16 protein-coding genes are annotated in these 18,565 nt (G+C 57.5%); 2 read left to right on the top strand and 14 right to left on the bottom strand.

Annotated elements, in window-relative coordinates; translation table 11 throughout:
- Positions 1 to 96 precede the first annotated feature (96 nt).
- Entirely contained in the window at positions 97 to 714 is a 618-nt protein-coding gene (locus ACZ47E_RS23615; RefSeq protein ID WP_022563205.1) for a BA14K family protein, read from the top strand.
- Between the two features lie 368 nt (positions 715 to 1,082).
- Here ACZ47E_RS23615 and ACZ47E_RS23610 read toward each other — a convergent pair whose 3' ends face one another.
- The 5 genes from ACZ47E_RS23610 to ACZ47E_RS23590 form a co-directional block, all read right to left on the bottom strand.
- A complete protein-coding gene (locus tag ACZ47E_RS23610; RefSeq protein ID WP_022563204.1) occupies positions 1,083 to 3,392 on the bottom strand; it encodes a GAF domain-containing protein in 2,310 nt (769 codons plus the stop codon).
- 26 nt (positions 3,393 to 3,418) lie between these two features.
- Complete coding sequence (locus ACZ47E_RS23605; protein ID WP_004446066.1) at positions 3,419 to 3,844, bottom strand: response regulator; 426 nt, start codon at positions 3,842 to 3,844, stop codon at positions 3,419 to 3,421.
- Between the two features lie 11 nt (positions 3,845 to 3,855).
- Entirely contained in the window at positions 3,856 to 4,965 is a 1,110-nt protein-coding gene (locus ACZ47E_RS23600) for a PAS domain-containing protein (protein WP_006697873.1), read from the bottom strand.
- A 226-nt stretch (positions 4,966 to 5,191) separates the two neighbouring features.
- Positions 5,192 to 6,571, bottom strand: a complete 1,380-nt coding sequence (locus tag ACZ47E_RS23595) for an enoyl ACP reductase FabMG family protein (protein ID WP_034497511.1) — start codon at positions 6,569 to 6,571, stop codon at positions 5,192 to 5,194.
- A gap of 352 nt (positions 6,572 to 6,923) precedes the next feature.
- A protein-coding gene (locus tag ACZ47E_RS23590) for an IS3 family transposase (RefSeq protein ID WP_092651477.1) occupies positions 6,924 to 8,113 on the bottom strand; the annotation gives its coding sequence in 2 pieces (ribosomal slippage) (positions 6,924 to 7,864 and positions 7,864 to 8,113; 1,191 coding nt in all).
- Positions 8,114 to 8,128: 15 nt separating this feature from the next.
- On the opposite strand from ACZ47E_RS23590, the gene ACZ47E_RS23585 reads away from it, so the two are divergent.
- Complete coding sequence (locus ACZ47E_RS23585; RefSeq protein WP_278067647.1) at positions 8,129 to 8,452, top strand: NIPSNAP family protein; 324 nt, start codon at positions 8,129 to 8,131, stop codon at positions 8,450 to 8,452.
- Between the two features lie 28 nt (positions 8,453 to 8,480).
- Here ACZ47E_RS23585 and ACZ47E_RS23580 read toward each other — a convergent pair whose 3' ends face one another.
- The 9 genes from ACZ47E_RS23580 to ACZ47E_RS23540 form a co-directional block, all read right to left on the bottom strand.
- Positions 8,481 to 9,440, bottom strand: a complete 960-nt coding sequence (locus ACZ47E_RS23580; protein ID WP_064263739.1) for an HAD family hydrolase — start codon at positions 9,438 to 9,440, stop codon at positions 8,481 to 8,483.
- A 53-nt stretch (positions 9,441 to 9,493) separates the two neighbouring features.
- A complete protein-coding gene (locus tag ACZ47E_RS23575) occupies positions 9,494 to 10,465 on the bottom strand; it encodes a formylglycine-generating enzyme family protein (RefSeq protein WP_064263668.1) in 972 nt (323 codons plus the stop codon).
- Positions 10,466 to 10,566: 101 nt separating this feature from the next.
- Positions 10,567 to 11,838 (bottom strand): BatD family protein, encoded by a 1,272-nt coding sequence (locus ACZ47E_RS23570; RefSeq protein ID WP_064263665.1) that lies wholly within the window; start codon positions 11,836 to 11,838, stop codon positions 10,567 to 10,569.
- A complete protein-coding gene (locus ACZ47E_RS23565) occupies positions 11,835 to 13,346 on the bottom strand; it encodes a VWA domain-containing protein (protein WP_064263662.1) in 1,512 nt (503 codons plus the stop codon). Before ACZ47E_RS23565 ends, ACZ47E_RS23570 begins: the two co-directional genes overlap by 4 nt.
- Complete coding sequence (locus ACZ47E_RS23560; protein WP_064263660.1) at positions 13,343 to 14,335, bottom strand: vWA domain-containing protein; 993 nt, start codon at positions 14,333 to 14,335, stop codon at positions 13,343 to 13,345. Before ACZ47E_RS23560 ends, ACZ47E_RS23565 begins: the two co-directional genes overlap by 4 nt.
- Positions 14,322 to 14,840: a DUF4381 domain-containing protein gene (locus tag ACZ47E_RS23555; RefSeq protein WP_064263657.1), complete on the bottom strand. Its 519-nt coding sequence runs from the start codon at positions 14,838 to 14,840 to the stop codon at positions 14,322 to 14,324. Before ACZ47E_RS23555 ends, ACZ47E_RS23560 begins: the two co-directional genes overlap by 14 nt.
- Positions 14,840 to 15,793, bottom strand: a complete 954-nt coding sequence (locus tag ACZ47E_RS23550; protein ID WP_064263655.1) for a DUF58 domain-containing protein — start codon at positions 15,791 to 15,793, stop codon at positions 14,840 to 14,842. Before ACZ47E_RS23550 ends, ACZ47E_RS23555 begins: the two co-directional genes overlap by 1 nt.
- A complete protein-coding gene (locus tag ACZ47E_RS23545) occupies positions 15,790 to 16,767 on the bottom strand; it encodes an AAA family ATPase (protein WP_064263652.1) in 978 nt (325 codons plus the stop codon). Before ACZ47E_RS23545 ends, ACZ47E_RS23550 begins: the two co-directional genes overlap by 4 nt.
- Positions 16,768 to 16,851: 84 nt before the next feature.
- A complete protein-coding gene (locus tag ACZ47E_RS23540; protein ID WP_064263649.1) occupies positions 16,852 to 18,474 on the bottom strand; it encodes an arylsulfatase in 1,623 nt (540 codons plus the stop codon).
- Positions 18,475 to 18,565 lie beyond the last annotated feature (91 nt).

Raw genomic sequence — 18,565 nt, 5'->3', positions numbered from 1 at the left:
CGACCAACAATTTGATCGGCTACCCGTGTGCCGAGCGGCACGAAATTTTCCGTCCTGCTGCTCTGGCGATATTTCGATGCTTTTTAGTGATGCGCCATGCAAAACGTTATCGTCGGCTCCCTACTGTTTCTCTGCTCATTACCCGTTGTTGGCGGTGGAATGAGGATTGCATCCGATCTCAGGTCACAGTCCCAGCCACCTGTCATTCTTGATGTAAATGAGGAGCCGTTGTGGACCACGCAGGTCAAGCGTGTTGATCCAAATGAGCAAGCCTATGAGCGTTTACCGGCTGACGTTGATGACGCGCTCCTCGCTTCCAATGATGTCCCGCGAAGGAAGCCATCCATAGAAGATAGCGGTCTACCGCTTGGAAAAGCGACTGAGATTGATGTCGCGGAGCACAAATCAGATGAATGGTGCTCCCGCAAATACCGGTCGTATGTGAAGGCCGATAAAAGTTACCAACCCTTCAGTGGCGGGCCGCGCAGGCGCTGCGTCCCACCGATAGATCTGGTCGAGACGGAGAAGCGACCGCAAATCGCCTCGCTGAACGACGACCATGTTGCCTGGTGTATGAGCCGGTATCGGTCTTACCAGCCTGAGGACAATTCTTATCAGCCGTTTTCAGGTCCAAGGAGAAAGTGCCAATCTGGTCTAGAAACGCCAGATCAGCGCTACCGGACAACTCTACTCGCCCAACAGGTTCCCAATTAGACAGACGACCTCTGCCGTCCTCGATGGCGGCTCTTTCAGTAGGCCAGCCAGCCAAGAAATTGCCGATACTCCAACATCATTGTCTGAATTCCATTGGTTGTCTCCTTCCCCTCGCCGTTGCGCGCTGTCATGAGGGCGCATAGAGGAAGAGGGAATGCCGATGCGCCGGGCGAAGGCCACGTTCAAAGTGCTTGCTGAGCCATATTGGAGCTGTTCGGCTACATCCTTAACTGCAGGTTCAGCGCTAAACTAGCAGGTATTTCACCGGTGAGCCCTGGTGCTGACAGTTGCAGTCGGCAGCCATGGACGGTCGGTCGAAAACTGGTTTGCCGATCATGGTTGCCCCTCATTATGGCTTCGGCTCGATGTCACTGCTCAAGCTGTGAAACCAGCGCCTGCATGGTCACGCGCAGTCCGTCAGGATCGTAATTGATCTCGACGCCCCCGGTTCCCAGAAGGCCCATGCGGATCAGCTTCGATCCAAACCCTTTTGCCGACGGCAGTTCCACCGGCGGGCCGTCCTGTTCGTTCCACTCCACAACAACCATGCCATCGCCACCGACGGGCTCAACCCTCCAGGTCACGATGACCTTTCCACTGTCGCTCGACCAGGCGCCATATTTCAGGGCGTTGGTGCCGAGTTCGTGCATGAGAAGGCCAAGGCTGAGCGCAGTCCGCGGCCCGATTTCAAGGTCGGAACCTGACAGACGGTAACGATCCGGAAGAGAGAGTTGTCGAAGTGAGGTATCGATCACGGTCATCATACGCGCCGATGACCAGTCGTGAGTGAGCAGTACTTCATGCGCTTTTGAAAGTGCGTGCAGTCTGCTGACAAACGCTTCGACGGGCGCTCTGTCGGTGACGGGCCGAAGGGTCTGGGTCGCAATTGCCTGAACCATCGCCATCGTGTTCTTTAGCCGATGGCTTATCTCATGGTTGAGAACCTGCTGTTCCTGTTCCGCACGTATCCGCGATATTGCTTCGCGGGTGCGATCGGCAATCGTCCGCACGAAATCCCGTTCTTCTGAAGAAAATTCGTGCGGCTTTTCGTAATGCACAAACATGACGCCGACGAAAGCGCCCCGCTCAAGAATAGGGACGTTGACGAGGACGGAGATGCCCAGCGAGTTCAAAAGCTCCGCTGACGCCGAGGTTCTTGGATCGGCCGCAACGTCAGCTATGATGACCAGTTCGCCACGCTTCAGGTCTTCAATATAGGAACCGTAATCGCGAAATTGATGCTGGCCGGCAACGGTGAACATCCCGGGCGCGCGCCAGTCAGGCAGCATCTCCACGGTCTCGGCGATCGGATCGACGATGCCATAACCGGCTCGCGTTGCCCCTTGCAGGTTTCGAGCCATGATTTCCGCTGCTGCGAAAGCGACCTCGGCGACCGAGTCGAGTTCGCGGATCTTTTCGCCCAGCTCCAGAAAAGCGAGCTGCCGGTCTTCCGACAGCTTTTGGGCTGTCGCGTTTCTCGCAACCTTGATGAAGCCGGAAAGATGGGATGAGGAGTGATTGGGCATCGGGCGTATGGTGCCGTCAAGAAAAACCCGCGTACCATCGGCGGCAAGATGCCATCGGCGATCAAGTGCAACACCGTCGCGGCCCGCCGTTTCGATCTCAAACTGCGGAATATTCGCCGCCCGATCTTCCTGTGTAAAAATTTCTTCGAACGGTCTGCCGAGCATCTGCGCTTCCGACCAGCCGAAAGTCTCCTCCGCGCCGCCGAACCAGCTGGTGATGCGTTGGTTTTCATCAAGCGTCAGGATGATGTAATCCTTGGCGCCTTCGACGATCAGTCGCAGCTTCGTCTCGCTGTTGCGTAGCGCCTCCACCGCCCGCATCCGATCGGTGACGTCAACGAAGATGATGACGAATTTATCGTTGCCAGTCGCCTGGACATAGCCGTCGAACCAGCGATCCAGGGAGCGAATCTTGCGAGTGAAACGCTTGCTTTGCCTGGTCTCCATCGCTTCGGCGACATCGGAAATCCATTCTTCCTCGAAGTCGGGGAAGACATCCCGCATTGTTCGGCCCGGGACACCATCTCCGGGCAAGCCAAGGAGAACACTCCAGGCCGGGTTGATTGTATCAAACCGCCAGTCGATGATCGATCCTTCAAGATCGCGGATCACGGAGCCGACGACGATGCCTTCTTCCAGCTGTTGAAAGAGTGTTCCCCATCGACGCTCGGAGAGGAAGGTCGCAATCTGATTGGAGACGACGCGCCCGATCCGGCTCAGCAACTCCAGCTCGCTTTCGGTCCAGTTTCGCGGCTCTCCGTCGATTGCCGCGAGCGCACCGATTACCAGGCCATCCGGCATGGTGACCGGAACACCCATGTATGAAATCACGCCGAGATCGGCGATGGCCAGATTGTCCCTGACGAGGTCGTGGAGCGTAGCATCCCCGATAATGAGGGGTATCTTGTCGCGAACCACGTGCTGGCAGAAGGAATGCGTCAGCGGCGTTTCTGCCGCCTCGGCCCATTTTTCCGGAAGGCCGAGATGGGCGATGAAGACCTGCCGGTGCTCATCAAGAATGGAAATCAGTGCCACCGGAGATTTCAGCCCGGCTTTGACAACCTCGATAATATCCTGGAATTCGGATTGGCCCTGAACATCAAGCAAACCAGAATTGCGAACGGCTTCAATGCGTTCAGATGGTGAGTTCAAGGTCAATCCCTAATCACGGGTGCGTTTCACGCCGACAGAGCGGCGAGCAAACGGGGTGACAAAACGAGGCTAGGAGGCGCGGTGACGGACTGGTGCTCACCGTTCACAATGGTGTCGATGAATTCCAGCGCATTTTGCAGTCCGTTCATGGTGTAAGGTTTTTCGATCGCACCAAGGGCGCCCGCAAAATCCTCAGGAATCCGCTTCAGATTTCCGGAAACGAAGACATAGGGAATCGAACGGGACGCAAGATGACGGCCGACGTCGATACCCGTGGGACCGTCCAGCAACTGAATATCCACAAAGGCGAACTGTGGCGAGGACTTTTCGATCAAGGATAGAGCCTGCTTGCTTTCGGCGGCGACGCCGACGATCTCGTGCCCGGCCTCTTCGACCTCGCTCTCAAGCTCCATAGCCAGCAAAGCCTCGTCTTCAACAATCAAGATTTTCACGCGATATCCTTTCAGTCTTTTACAGAGAGCGTGACCCGCACGTCAGTACGGCGACCATCGACGGTCCTTACGATCGTTGCACGCAACTGCTTTAGTGACGCTTCCAGCATCTTCTTGCTGAAGGCGGCTTGTTCGCTATCCACTTCCACCGGGACAACGGTGTCAACGACCCGAATGAGGAAGTGACCGTTGAGTCGCTTCACTTCCAGATGCAGTTCACCACCGCCTTCTTTCAGTCCCCGGCCAATCGCGTCTCCAATGAGTTCGTTGATGATCAAGGCCAGAGGAGATGCCTTGGTTGCTGGAACCACGACCTCGTGAAGGTCTGTCGTGAGACTGATATCGGTCCGTTTCAAGGCACCGATTTTGTCCAGCATCAGGGTGTTGGCGAAATCCGCCACGTCGAAATGGCCAACATCCTCATCGTTCAGAAGTTTGCGTTGAACGGTGCTCAGTGCTTCGACGCGGTTCAGCACGGACATCAGTGTCCGCTCGACGACCTCGTTATCTGTCATTCGTGCCTGGAGCTTGACGATGGAAGCGATCGTCAGAAGATTGTTTTTCACGCGGTGGTCGACCTCATGGACGAGCGCCGTTTTTGCGCGCAAGGCCTCGGTCAGATCGGCCGTTCTAAGCGCTACTTCTTCCTCGGCAATGTGCCGGGCGCGGGCGAGTTCGGCTTCCTTACTCTTGATATTGGTGAAGTCGAGCTGCGAGGCGAAAAAGTAGATCACGGCTCCGGACACGTCGCGCACCGGGCTTACGAAAAGTGCATTCCAAAATTTGGATCCATCTTTCCTGTAGTTGAGGATATCGACGGCAATGTCTTTTTGCGATGCAACGGCGTCACGAAGTTTGGTGACTGCGTCCGGATCGGTCTGTGGTCCCTGCAGGAGTCGGCAGTTGCGTCCAATTAGCTCGCCAACCTCGTAGCCGGTGAGGGTGCAGAACGCTTTGTTGCAGAAAATGATGGGATTGTCTGGCTGCCGTGGGTCCGTAATCAGCATCGGCATGCGGGTGGCCTTGAATGCGGCCGCAAACGGATCTTCTGATGCATGGGCTGACACAAGACGCTCACCGGCGTCTTTGGCGTCCTGCCGGGAGTTCTGGTTGTCGATCATTCAGCGCCCTGAGAATTGTACGCCGATGAAATGGGCCACTTCCGATTTTGTTCCAATGTCGCGGAAAAAAGAGCTTCGGCCCTTCTTGGATGCTCCAACGGACTCGCTTCTTATGACGCCTGCGACAAGCTGCCAGTACACGGGACCAATTGGAGGGGCGTTCCCCTGGCGGGATTTGTCGCTCCAGGCCAAGACGCCTGGTTTCCAAGCCAGGTTAGGGAGGCCGTCACGCCATCTCAGGATGCGGGGATGCCGTCCCCTGAGCGACGAGCGGCGCAGAAGACTCAGAATGCAGGTGGGAAGCGTTAAGTCGCCGGGCAACAATATCGTGATTGAGCCAGAGGACGGGACCCGCGGGTTCAGACGATTCGCTAAAGATCAGTTGCCCTGTTGCAGTCACAACGAGACTGCTCAGGAGATCACTAATCATCGTCTTGCCATCCCGATGCATCCGGGTGATCTCGTTTGACGTGCCGATGGTCAAATCGGCCTGTGCCTGGCTGTTTGCCATTGGCCATGCCGAAAAATCATAGAATGGACGCATGACATCGCTGGCCTGCATGTCGGTGATCTTCCGGAAAACATCGTTCATGGTTAAGCCGTCCATGAGTAGCTGCTCGCAGGCCTGCCATTGTTCGTCGGCCCATTCGCTCCCGTTTTCCTTCTTCAACGCAAGCAGCAGCGGTATCAGGGGCAGCTCGATACCGGTGAACACGTCGGACGAATTGGTCCGGATTTCAGGGCAGTTGTAGACGGTTGCCTTAATGCCTTTCGCCCAGGCATCCTCGGCGATGCCTTCGAGACGCATCTTCGCATATCCCTGGGTGTAGTTGGTATAGGTTTGCCAACGATAGCTCCCATCGATCAGGACCGCCGATCCGTGATAGCCATAGGCCGTATATCGCACTTGTCCGCCCGAGGCTTCGATGCGCTCGCGGATCGCTGTGCTGAAGTCGATGAGATGGCGAAAGGTGTTCGCAGAAACATCGTCAAAATTCTGCAGAATGAGCTTTCCCATATCGCTGTCGAGCAGCGTCTGAGAAGACATGTGGCGGGGGCCGGTTCCCTTGTAGATTCGATTGGCGACGACCAGGAATGTCTTCGCCTTCGGAATGCCGCCGGCCATTGTGTGGGCGAAGAAAACATTGCGGCCATTAGCGATCATTCCGTCCAGAGCGGTCATGACCTTTGACAGCGATGCCTTGAAACGCGCAGTGGCAATGTCACGGCAGTGCTCCAGATAGTCCCAGTCGAGCCTGTCGTGTTCCCAGCTCTCAAGCGTCATCTTTGCCAGAAGGTCGGTTGGAGTCGGGCCACCTGCTGGCGCATCGAGTTCGAAACCCGCCATAAGCGGTATGTTGATGATCCTACCGCCCAACTGGGCCTCCGCAGAAGACAGTTCCTCGGCGTCGAGCGGCCGCAGGGCGTTATTCTCGTCCCGCCGTCCGACGGTGATCCCCACAATCTCCATTTCAGCCCGTCTGGCTTCGTCTAGCAGGCCGGTGGCATACCCGCGACCGAACAATTCGCCGAAGAGTACGAAAACATCGCCCTTACGGAAGATCGTGTTTTCGGAAAGACGATTCAACGCAACCGGATTTTCCATATTGTCAACTCTTTGCTTCGCGTTTCGTCGAGCAGGTGCCCATACGATCTGAGCAAGACATGACCGCATAGTTCGCCGATGGGAACTCATTTTCGGTGACTGCTCATTTCAAAACGTGAAGAGCCGCGCAATCCGAAAACACCTCGGGATTACATCCGCCTTTCGCCGCGGTTGCTTCAGTACGAATTAGCGACAGCATTGCCGGCGAAGAGTTGGGAATGATACCCATATTGCCGGTTTTCTATACGCAGACAGATTTTCGCTAAGCGGTTTCAGCGCGTTATTTCTCGGCGGCCGCCAACCTGCTCTTTTCACGAGTACTCGGAAGCGCCGTTGACCTTGCCCCCAAGTTTTATCCAGTTTTGAGTTCGCTCCAGCGGTTTTGGGTTGCTGTATTCGGGGCGGTAGCGGCGGGGTGTGGTGCGGAGCCATTTCGGCTGCGCAGCACCGCATCACGTCGCGGGTTGATTATCTGAGCGAACTCGGCGGGTGTCAGCCAGCCGAGGCCAGAGTGTGGGCGGTGATCGTTGTAATCGTAGCGCCAGTTTGAAAGCGCTGATCGAGCATGAGCTAGCGACGAGAAGAGAGTCTCATTCAGGAACTCGTCTCGCAACCGCCCATTGAAGCTTTCGATGAAGGCGTTCTGGATCGGCTTGCCCGGTGCGATATAGTGCCATTCCACCTTGGTCCGATCCGTCCATTGCAAGATCGCGTTGCTGGTGAACTCGCTACCATTGTCGCTGACGATCATCTTCGGCTTGCCTCGTCCCTCGATGATCCGGTCCAGCTCACGGGCAACCCGCAGACCGGAAAGCGACGTATCGGCGACGAGAGCCAAGCACTCCCTGGTGCAATCGTCGACCACCGTAAGCACCCGGAACCTGCGACCATCGGTGAGCTGATCCGACACGAAGTCCAGTGACCAGCGATCATTGGCGGCAAGCGGGATCAGCATCGGTGCTCGTGTGCCTATCGCTCGTTTCCGACCGCCGCGCTTGCGCACCGTCAGTTTCTCTTCCCGATAGAGCCGGAAGAGCCGCTTGTGGTTCACAAGGTGACCCTCACGCCTGAGCAGCACGTGAAGGCGTCGATATCCAAAGCGGCGACGTTCATGCGCCAGCGCCTTCATCCGCTCACGAAGGTCATAGTCATCGCTGCGCCTGGTTTCGTAACGGATCGTCATCCGGCAAAAGCCGATGGCTTTACACGCCCGCCGTTCGCTCATCTGGTGGTGATCCATCAGATGAGCGACAGCTTTTCGCCTTGCTGCGGGCGTCACCACTTCTTTCCCAAAAGGTCTTTCAAAGCCGCATTGTCCAGCATCGCATCTGCCAGGAGCCGTTTCAGCTTCGTGTTCTCGTCTTCCAGCGTCTTCAAGCGCTTGGCTTCGGATACGTCCATGCCGCCGAACTTGGCTTTCCACTTATAGATGCTGGCATCGCTGACGCTGTGCTTGCGGCAAAGCTCCGAGACCGGCGTGCCAACCTCGTGCTCCTTCAGAATGCCGATGATCTGTTCTTCTGTAAAACGATTGCGCTTCATTCCCTGGTCCTCTCATTGGGCCAGACCTTACTTCAAAATGGATTATTTCAACGGGGCAAGGTCAATCCGCACAAGCTGGCCGAGTTCGAAGATTACGCCAGGCTCTGGATTCCCATCGTCAATCGCATGGGCGGCACGCACCACGGATATTTTCTGCCAAGCGAAGGTGCCAACAATATTGCGCTCGCGCTTTTCAGCTTCCCGAGCCTTGCTGCCTACGAAGATTATCGCGCACGAATGGCCGTCGATCCGGAATGCATCGCCGCCTATGAGCTGGACAAGCGCAACCGCAGCATCATCAGCTTCGAGCGCAGCTTCATGAGGCCGATGCTCGGTTGAGCGCAAGCAGCCTCGTGGAACTGACCGGCTAGTTCTCGAACGAAAACACCTTCTTCCAGTCATTCTTCATATCCACCACGAGCCAGTTGCGGCGCTCGGCTTCGTTCAGCGCCCTGTCGAGCTTTCCGAAGGCTGATTGCCGATCATAGGCGTATTCCCTGTCGGCATCGGTGTGATGTACGAGCATGGCAAAGCCGGGTCCTTTTGCTGCGGTCACCCAGCGCATCATTTCGTAGTCGCCGTCGGAATTTCCCGCGACAAAGATCGGTTTCTTGCCGATAAACTTGTTTATTCCTGCCGGCTTGCCCGGACCGTCATCGATGAAGTCGATTTTGGGTAGCCGCTTCAATACCGGAACATCGCCTACGATCGCGTATTGCGTTGTTATGGTGCTACCGATCACCTGTTGCGGAGGTATGCCGTAAAGCTCTCCGGTGACAGGACGCATGAATTCAACGCCGCCGCCGGAGACGATGTAGGTGGTGAAACCGTTCGAGCGCAAAAAGTCGAGAAGTTCCCGCATCGGCAGGTAGGTCATTTCCGTGTAAGGCTTGCCGGTCTTCGGGTGCTTTGCCTGCGCAAACCAGTCCGTCACGATCTTGTTGAACTGATCTGTCGTCATCCCCGCATGTGTGGCCATGCCGAGTTCAACGATACCTTTCTCCCCGGCTTTCGCGATGCCCTTGAGATCGCCTGACAGGATACTTGCAAACGGTTCTTTGGTTTTCCACTCCGGGTGCTGGGGCGCGAGTGTCTTCACCCGGTCGAGAGTAAAGCCAAGCTGCGTGTAAAAAGGCTGCTCCGTCCAGAGCGTGCCGTCATTGTCGAACACGGCAATCCGGTCTTGAGGGGCGACATAACCTTCACCGCCTTCGGTTGTCGTCGCTTTGACGAAGTCAACGATACGCTGTTTTGATGCCGTTTCATTCCATGAGGGGAGCACTTCCTGCGCGAACGCCGGGAATGACAGGGTGCCCGCCGCAAGCATCCCGCAGAGGACGGTTGCGGTAAAGGCTCTGCGCGAAAGTTTGGCGTGTCTCGTCATTTTCCGTCTCCTGAAGAAGCAATCCGTTTCACGCAACGAAAGCCGACATGGCTTGTCGATGTGTCCTCCGGCTCTGCGTGTCGCGCAGCCGGCCTGTACCTGCGGCAATAGTTCGGAGCGCAAAGATGCGAGCCGCCTTTCAGCACGCGGCGAGCAATCCTTATCTGTGGCTGCCGCGGATCATAGCTCTGTTCCATTCCACCGCCGCGAGGATTGGCGGGTATGCAACAGGAGTGCTTTGCCGGTTCGGGATGCCGTGTTGTCCAGTAGTCAGCCGTCCATTCCCATACATTGCCGATCATGTCATAGAGGCCGTAGGCGTTTGGGGGAAATGAGCAAACGGCGGATGTCCGCTCTTGCCCCTTTGGCTTTGTCGTATGCGTCGGGAATGTGCCTTGCCAGGTGTTGGCCATGGCTTTGCCGCCCGGCATCAGTTCGTCACCCCAGACATATTCCGCCTCGGATCCGCCTCTGGCGGCAAACTCCCACTCGGCTTCTGTCGGCAGTTCGAGCCCGGCCCAATCCGCGTAAGCCCTGGCGTCGGACCATGCGACATGGACGACGGGATGATCGAGCTTCCCGCGAAGATCGCTGAGCCCACCGAGTGGACGCCGCCAGTTCGCGCCGAATTTGAAATTCCACCATTGCGATATGTCGGAACCGCTTACCGATTTCGGTTGAACAAAAAGAAGGGAACCGGCACGCAGCATTTCAGGGAGCGCGCCGGGATAATTTGCGGGATCCGGCGCTTTTTCAGCCACGGTGACATGGCCGGTCGCCTTGACGAATGCCATGAATTTTCTGTTTGTCACCGGGGTCTCGTCAATCCAGAAGCCATCGACGCTGACGGGATGGGCGGGGGCTTCTTCGGGATAATGCGCATCGGAGCCCATGATGAAGGTGCCGCCCGTAACCCACTGCATCCCATCGGGTATGGTTTCTGTCACGTCTTCGAATGCAAGAACCATAAGAGCCTCCGTTCACCCTCCGACCATCACGTCTGAAGCGGGTGAGCGGAAGTACGCAACTGTAAATGCAACGTTGTTTACGCGGCAGGCGCGTAAAACAGCTAGCTGGACGGATTGAGTTCAGGAAGCGGAGAGTTGTTCATCTGCTTTCTTGGGCGCGCCCTGGCGGATAGCGAGTTAGCCGCAATCCTCCGGTCGAAATATCCATGATGCGTAGAAAAGAGCATACGCTCGAGTTCATGAACTTCGTTCGAAAGCTCCGGAATATCCGCAACGCGATCCCGAAGGGTGCGAAAACCGTCTGAAACTGCCCACGCGTGAAGGGCGGAATAGACGGCCGGTAATTCGCCGCCAAGCACTGTTTGGCGCAGCACGTACAGCCGGTACCTTTCCGACCGCAAGATGGTTTTCCTGATGTCTTCAAGCCGGTTCAGTATTAGTTTGGGTAGACCACGCAACATCCAGACGAGACATGCCAGCCCAAGCGTAATCAAAATCCGGAGAGCGATCTGCCGTCGATGTTCTGGGAGAGAACGGTGTTCGGCGACCGGCTCCGGCGCAATAGCTGCACGAAGCTTTGCTTCGGCCACAACGATGTGGACAGCTGGAAGCGCGGCGTTGGCCTTGCCGGGCCGGTCGAGATCGTACCATTCATATCGGATCTCAGGCAGCGTGAACTCGCCCTTTTTTTGGGTCGTATAGACGACTGTTTCCGTCCGCCTGCTGAGGGTTTCGCCCCGCCCCGCCGCGACGCCATCTGCAAGCTGCGCGGGCTTGGTATATTGTTTCAGTCCGGTCACCGCACCGGTATCCACTGGGGGCATGAGCATTGCCTGCGTCTGTTTTGCGGTGACAATGATCGTTCGGACGAAGGCATCACCTTCCCTGAGTTCAGCAAGGCTCTTGTCGAAAGACTGGGAGATTTCGACATCTTTCGCCGAAAATAGAGAGGGTGTGGTGTTCGCGTCGGAGACTTCGAAGCCGGTCATCGCAGTTGTCACCGTCCCCCTGGTGGGTGCGCCATCGGCTGAGTAGGCAAACTTGATGCTGATCGGTGGAATTGAGAACGGTCCGGCGCGCTCGGGAACAATTGCATACTGGCGACGGATGCCCGCATATTGAACACCATCAATCGTCTCAACGAGGTTCTGTGCTCGCTCCTCGGGAAGCGTGACAAGCGCATCCTCCATTTCGAACAAGGGGAGATCGGGAGGTGAGGTGAAAAAACCGGGCGCGAAGACATCCACCGTCAGCCGCAATTGCTGGCCGGGAACGATGGTGTCGGTTTTCTCGATGGCGCTCCGCGCGAACGGTTCCGCTGCAATGGCGGGCAGGGCGCTCAACGCCAGCAGGAGCGCAATGACCTTCCTCACGGGCTTTTCTCCGCGGCTTCGATGGCGAATTTCCGCGCCATCAGATCGGCCGGGTTCGCCTGGATGTTCTTCATCCACATCTCGGAGGTTTCCTCGGCCATATCGAGTGTTGCAGCCTTGCCCTTCTTTCCCTTGTCATCGAACTGCACGCCATCGGGTTTCTCGTTCGGCTGATCGGGCTCCTCATTGTCCTGCTGTTGCTTCAGCAGCCGTTTGGCGAGCGCCAGATTGGCATCAGCCTCCGGCCAGCCCTTTCGCTTTTCCAGGGCATTTTCGTAGGCAGCGATCGCCTCCTCGAAACTGCCCAGATGCAGAAGTGCGTTACCCTGATTGAACCATGCCTGCGCAGTGTTGGATAAGGCGAAAGCGTTGGCAGCTTCCTTGAACTGTCCGGCACGGTAATAGGCCGTTCCTTTCCACATGGGGTCCTTGAACACCGCAGCCGCAGTTGCATAGTCACCGCGCTCATAGGCAAGACGTCCCTGCTGGTCCGGTGTCAGCCAGATATCCTCGAAAGTTGCAGATTGTGCCGGGTCCGGAAGCACGACCCGGACTGCAACCAGCAGGACAGCAACGCGCGTCACCCAGCCCCGACGGAAGGACAGGGCGTAGAAAAAGGCGGTGGGAAGCAGAAGCCACCAACCAAGGTCGCGCCACCGCTGCCCCTCCGAAGCAGACTGCTGGCTGAAATTTGTCGCAACACGCTGAACGATCCAGCGAATGTCGGCATCGTCGTCGGTCATGGTTGCGACCGAGGCTCCGGTGTCGCTGCCGAACCTCTTCAATCCTTCAATGTCGAGTTTCGAAACGCCGCCCCCGGCAATTGCGCCACCCTCCTGTGTGCCAACCCCCAGGATAATTAGATTACTCGCGATTTCTCTGGCAGGGGAGGCGGCGGCATCCTCGATCCCGTCGGTCAAAAGGAGGATGGTTCCCGAGCCCCCGTCCTCCCGGAGCAGGCGATCGGCAAGCTGAAATGCCGCTCCCGTATCCTTGCCGGGTTTGGGCATCAGTCGTGTCGCCAGGGCATCGGTGTAGGATTCGACGAGTGCCGCGTCCTCCGTGAGCGGGACGACGAGGTGGGCCGTACCCGAATAGGCAATCACGGCGGTTCGTGCACCCGCCCGTGCAGCCAGCACATCCCGGATCTTGAGTTTCACACGTTCGATCCTGCTTGGGCTGATGTCCGTGGCGTCCATTGTCGGCGAGAGATCAACGGCGATGACCAGTGACGCGGTGTCGGAAACGAATGGCGGTGGCTCCCGCTGCCATGTGGGTCCTGCGACACCCAGCACCACCAGCATCATCACCATGCCGAGCAGCCAGACGGGGCGAAGCCGGTTTTTATGATCCGGTTCGACGATGAGGCTTTCAAGCAGGTGCGGGGCTATCATGCCTTTCCATCTGTCACGTATGTCACCGGAGCGCGATGCCATCCAGATGAGCAGAGGTGGCAGCAGAAGCGCAATCAGCCACCAGGGGCGCAGGAAGTGAAAGTCTGCGATCATGTCGCAACCCTCCGGCGTCGAAACATTCCCCTGATGCCATCGAAAGCGTACCAGCCACCAAGCAGCGTCAGCGCGGCCGCCAACGGCCAGTGAAAGAGCTCAATCCGTGGTCTCCAGGAGAGCTTTTTCTGGTCTTCGGGTGTAATCGCGTCAAGCACGCCGTAGATCGTCGCAAGATCTTGTCGGCTACCGCCAAAGAAATAGCGACCGCCTGTTTCAGACGCGATCTTTTCCAGCGTGGTGGTGTCGAGTTTATCTTCGCCCGTTGCTGCGGGGTCTCCTATCCCAATGGTATGGATGACGATCTGCTTGTTTTTCACAATCTCCGCGGCCTTGAGCGGCGGCATGCGGCTAGCGGTGTCGTTACCGTCGGTCAGCACGATCAGAACTTTTTCCGGAACAGTCGTATTCTCGAACATCCGGATCGCCAGGCCGAGAGAATCACCGAGGGCCGTTCGCGGCCCCGCGATACCCGGCAGCAGCCCGTCGATCATGGCGCGGACAAGGGCGTGATCCATGGTGAAAGGTGCAAGCGGATAGGGGGCATCACCGAAGGCGATCAGGCCGATCCTGTCACCGGTACGTTTTGCGACAAAATCGGATACGACGCTGCGGACGGCATCGACCCTCGCTTGTGAGCTGCCATCCGGTCCACGGAAATCCTTCAGGTCCATCGATTGGGACAGATCAAGCGCAAGCAGAATGTCGCGCTGCGGTTCGGATTTCTCGACAGGAGGTTCCAGATATTGGGGCCGCGCGAGCGCCAATACGATCAGGCACCACGATATGGCTTCGATTACCGTCTGCACTCGGCCACGTTTGGGAATGACAGATCCTTCCGATGGATTTACGCCCGCGGCCTCGGCCACATTGTCGAAAAACGGCAACCGTATCGATGCGGAAGTCTCCCTTCGGGCGGGCAGAATCCACCACACCAGAAGGGGGACCGGCAGCAGAACAAGAAACCAGGGCAAATCAAGTTGATACATGATGCCTCTCGATCCATCCGCGGGCTTCCTTGAACACCCTGTCGCAATCCTCGGACGAGGCAGCCACTTGAGACGGCGCATTCCGGTATTCGGCATCATTGAGCAGATTGGCCAGATGATTTACCTGCGGGCCTTTCGCACTGCCGTTCAGAAAGCCGACAAACGAGCCGCTGCAAAGCGCGGCCACGCGATCTCGCGGCCATGCTGCCAACGCCGTTCGTTTCAACAGGCTGGCAAGCAGAAGCAGGGCACCATCGCGCCTTGTCTCATCCCGAGCGGCAAGGGCTGCTGTTTCGAGTTCGTGCAATGCTTGCCTTCGATAGGCGTTGTGCCGGTAACGCCGTGCCGCAAACGACGCCCAGCTGCACAGGAACAACAGCAGAATTGTCAGGATCGCAGCCCAGCCCCAGGTTTGTGGAAGCCAGGAGACTGCGGGCGGGACAACGATGTCGTGCATCGTGCGCAAGGCCGTTTCAACAGCCGGATCGAGTTTCGGCGTCTCCATCAGCGTCTCCGTTGCTGCCAGGCGGATTGCTCCAGAAGCCGGCGAAGCTGGGGCGCCGTTTCCTCGGCCGCAGATATTGGCAGCATCGGCAGACCGAGTTCCCGCTGCCAGGCACGCAGTTCACGCCCGCGATCCTTTGCGAAACCTTCAAGCGCCTGACGGACAGGCCTCTGGCCGAAAGTAAGCTCCGCCTGCAGTTTTCCGCCGCTGACGACAAGATCTCCCTGGGTAGGCAAATCGAGAAGGAAAGGATCGAAGATCAGAAGGCAGATGACATCGTTGCTCGCCGAGAGCCTAAGGAGTATGTCCCGCGTGACGTTATCGTGGCCGTTCAGATCGCTGACCAGAATGATCAGATGATCGTGATGTGCAACTGCAGCAACACGGTGAAGAACCTCGTTCAGAATATCGGGTGAGGGGGGACGGGCGTATCTGGCCGAAAGGGCCAGGTTCTTCTCGGCAATCCGGTCGGCAAGCGCGATGACCGCATTGCGGCTGCGATGCGGTTTGATTTCCTCGATAGCGTCATCGGAAAAGACAAAGCCGCCGACGCGGTCACCCGATCCAAGAACACGCCAGGCGCAGAGCATCGCCGTTTCCGCCGCTGTCACCGACTTCATCGAGCGGCGGCTGCCAAAGAACATGTTGATGCGCTGATCGACGAGGAGGAGCGTTGGGCGTTCCTTTTCCTCACCATAAATGCGGACAACGGGTTGGCCTGTCCGCGCCGTCACGCGCCAGTCGATGGAGCGAATGTCGTCGCCGGGCAGATATTCTCGTAATTCCTCGAAAATCAGGCCGCGACCGCGCAGCGCCGACTGCATGCGACCCGCAAGCCGCTGGTGGCTTCTGGCTTTTTGGACGAAGGAAAGATCACGTGCAAGGCTTTCGAGAGCGACGAGCTCAGCTGTCGCGACGTGAACGCCGCTTGTGGCCTTGCCGTGCGCCTTCATGAAACGGCGACCAGTTCTGTAATCCGGCCGATCACCTGGTCGGCGCTCGTATTGGAGGCGTGCGCATCGTAGGAGAGGATTATCCTGTGCCGGAAGACATCTTTGACGACGGCTTTCACATCGTCGGGAGTGACATAGTCGCGGCCGTCGAGCCAGGCATATGAGCGCGACACCTTGTCGAGTCCGATCACGCCCCGCGGGCTCACGCCCACCTGCAGCAACTTTGCAAGGTCCTTGTCGTATCGATCAGGATATCGCGTCGCGAAAACCAGTGCGACGATGTATTTTTCCACCGGATCGGACACCGTGACGGTGCCGATCTCCTTGCGGGCCTCGAAAACGATCTCAGGCTCAAGCCGCACCGGCGTCGCACGTTGAGCGTTTCCTTGCGCCGCGTTTTCCTCTTCACGATTGAGCCGCATGATCGCGCCTTCGGCAGCCTCATCGGGGTATCCGACTTCAACATGCATCAAAAAGCGGTCGAGCTGCGCTTCCGGAAGCGGGTAAGTTCCTTCCTGCTCGATCGGGTTCTGCGTCGCCATGACCATGAAGAGGTCAGGGAGCGGGTAGGTCTTGCCGCCGACCGTCACCTGTCGTTCCTCCATCGCCTCCAGTAGTGCCGATTGCACTTTTGCCGGTGCGCGGTTGATTTCATCGGCGAGCATGAGATTGGCGAAGATAGGGCCCTGCTGGAATTTGAACTCGCCCTTTCCGCCTTCCGAGAAATAGATCTCCGATCCGGTGATGTCTGCCGGCAGCAGATCGGGAGTAAACTGCACGCGTGACAGTTCCGAATTCAGGTTTTTGGCAAGGCTCTTGATCGCGCGCGTTTTTGCCAGGCCGGGAAGCCCTTCCACCAGCAGATGGCCGTTGGCGAGGAGGCCAAGCAGCAACCGCTCCACCATTGTCTTCTGGCCAATGATGGACTGACCGATGCGCTCGCCGAGGGCGAGAATGTCGTCACGTGCCGTCATATGAGATGTTCCATCGCGAAAAGAGAATGGCCATTGGCAGGGCGCGAAAGGCGGCCCATCGTGAAAATGGACCGCCACTCTGGTTTATTTTTCGATGCCGCGTTCCTTGAAGGACTGATCGATCGCCTTGTCGACCTGCGCGCGAACACCTTCGATGTTGAAGCTCGCTCCACGCTGGCTCGGCGGGTACTTCACAAAGGTCTCGAGGAACGCAACCGCCTTCAACTGGGCTTTCACCAGCAGAAAGTCGTTGCGAGCAAGCCAGTCGTTGTACTGGTCAGACACGACATCGGCGCGCTCGTAGGGGTCCATGCGCAGGTTAAAGAGCTTCGGTACACGCCATGTCACGAGCGGCGTCTGCCAGACTGCAAAACCGCCGGGAGCGGGTTGCTCCTTGAACACGACTTTCCATTCGTCGAAACGTGTGGCCACAAGTTCACCGTCATCGTCGAAATAGAAGAATTCCTTACGAGCGCTTTTGTCAGATTTGCCAGTCAGGAAGTCTATCTGATTATAGCCGTCCAGATGGTTTTTGAAGGTCGTTGTACTTCCCTCGGGGCGCCATCCCTCAAGCAGCCTGTTTTTGACGTCGGCATCGCCGGCCGCAGCCAGCAGCGTCGGAAACCAGTCCAGGCCGGAGAACATTTCATTTGTGACCTGATCGGGCTTGATTTTGCCCGGCCAGCGAACCATGGCTGGCACGCGGAATGCCCCTTCCCAGTTGGTATCCTTTTCGGAACGGAAAGGCGTCGTCGCCGCATCTGGCCATGACCACTGGTTAGGACCATTGTCGGTCGTATAGACGACGATGGTATTTTCCGTGATGCCGAGGTCGTCGAGCTTCTTCAGAAGTTTGCCCACGTCGCCGTCGTGTTCGATCATGCCGTCGGCATATTCGTTGTAGGCCATGCCGCTCTGGCCGCGCATGGATTCACGAACGTGCGTAAACGCGTGCATCCGGGTCGTGTTCATCCAAGTGAAGAACGGTTTTCCGGCCTTGACCTGCCTGTCTATGAAGTCGATAGCGGCAGCGGTCGTCTCGTCGTCAATCGTTTCCATACGTCTTTTTGTCAATGGCCCGGTATCCTCGACCTTGCCATCTGCGGAAGCCTTCACGACGCCGCGGGGTGAATATGCCTTGAGGAATTCCGGATCGTCTTTCGGCCAGGCAGCCTGTTCGGGCTCTTCCTCCGCGTTCAGATGATAGAGATTGCCGAAAAACTCATCGAAACCGTGCTGTGTCGGCAGGTATTCGTCTTTGTCACCAAGGTGGTTCTTACCGAATTGCCCGGTCGCATAACCGAGCGGTTTAAGCGCCTGCGCGATTGTAATGTCGCCAGCCTGAATCCCGACCGGCGCGCCCGGTGCACCAACCTTGCAGAGACCGGTTCGAAGGCACGCCTGGCCAGTGATGAAAGTCGAGCGACCCGCGGTGCATGAGTTTTCGGCATAATAGTCCGTGAACTTCAAACCCTCCTTGGCGATGCGGTCAATGTTCGGGGTGCGATAACCGACAAGGCCTTCGCTGTAAGCGCTGATGTTGGTCTGCCCGACGTCGTCGCCAAAGATTACGAGAATGTTTGGTTTCGCGGTTTGCGGGGCTGTCGCCTGTTGCGCCTGTGCCGGAGACAGGAACGTGGTTGACGTCAGCGTCATGGCGACGGCGAGGGTCGCCGAAAAGAGCTTTCTGGAAACAAAGGTCGTCATAGCGCCCTCCGAGTGATGTAGTCGTACGACATTGCGGTCTCCCTTGGTTCGCGCAGGTACGCCCTGCCGATGTGGACGGTCGTCTATCGAC

The organism is Agrobacterium sp. 5Ca39 (assembly GCF_055382365.1).
This window is presented reverse-complemented; position numbering and strand designations above follow the sequence as displayed.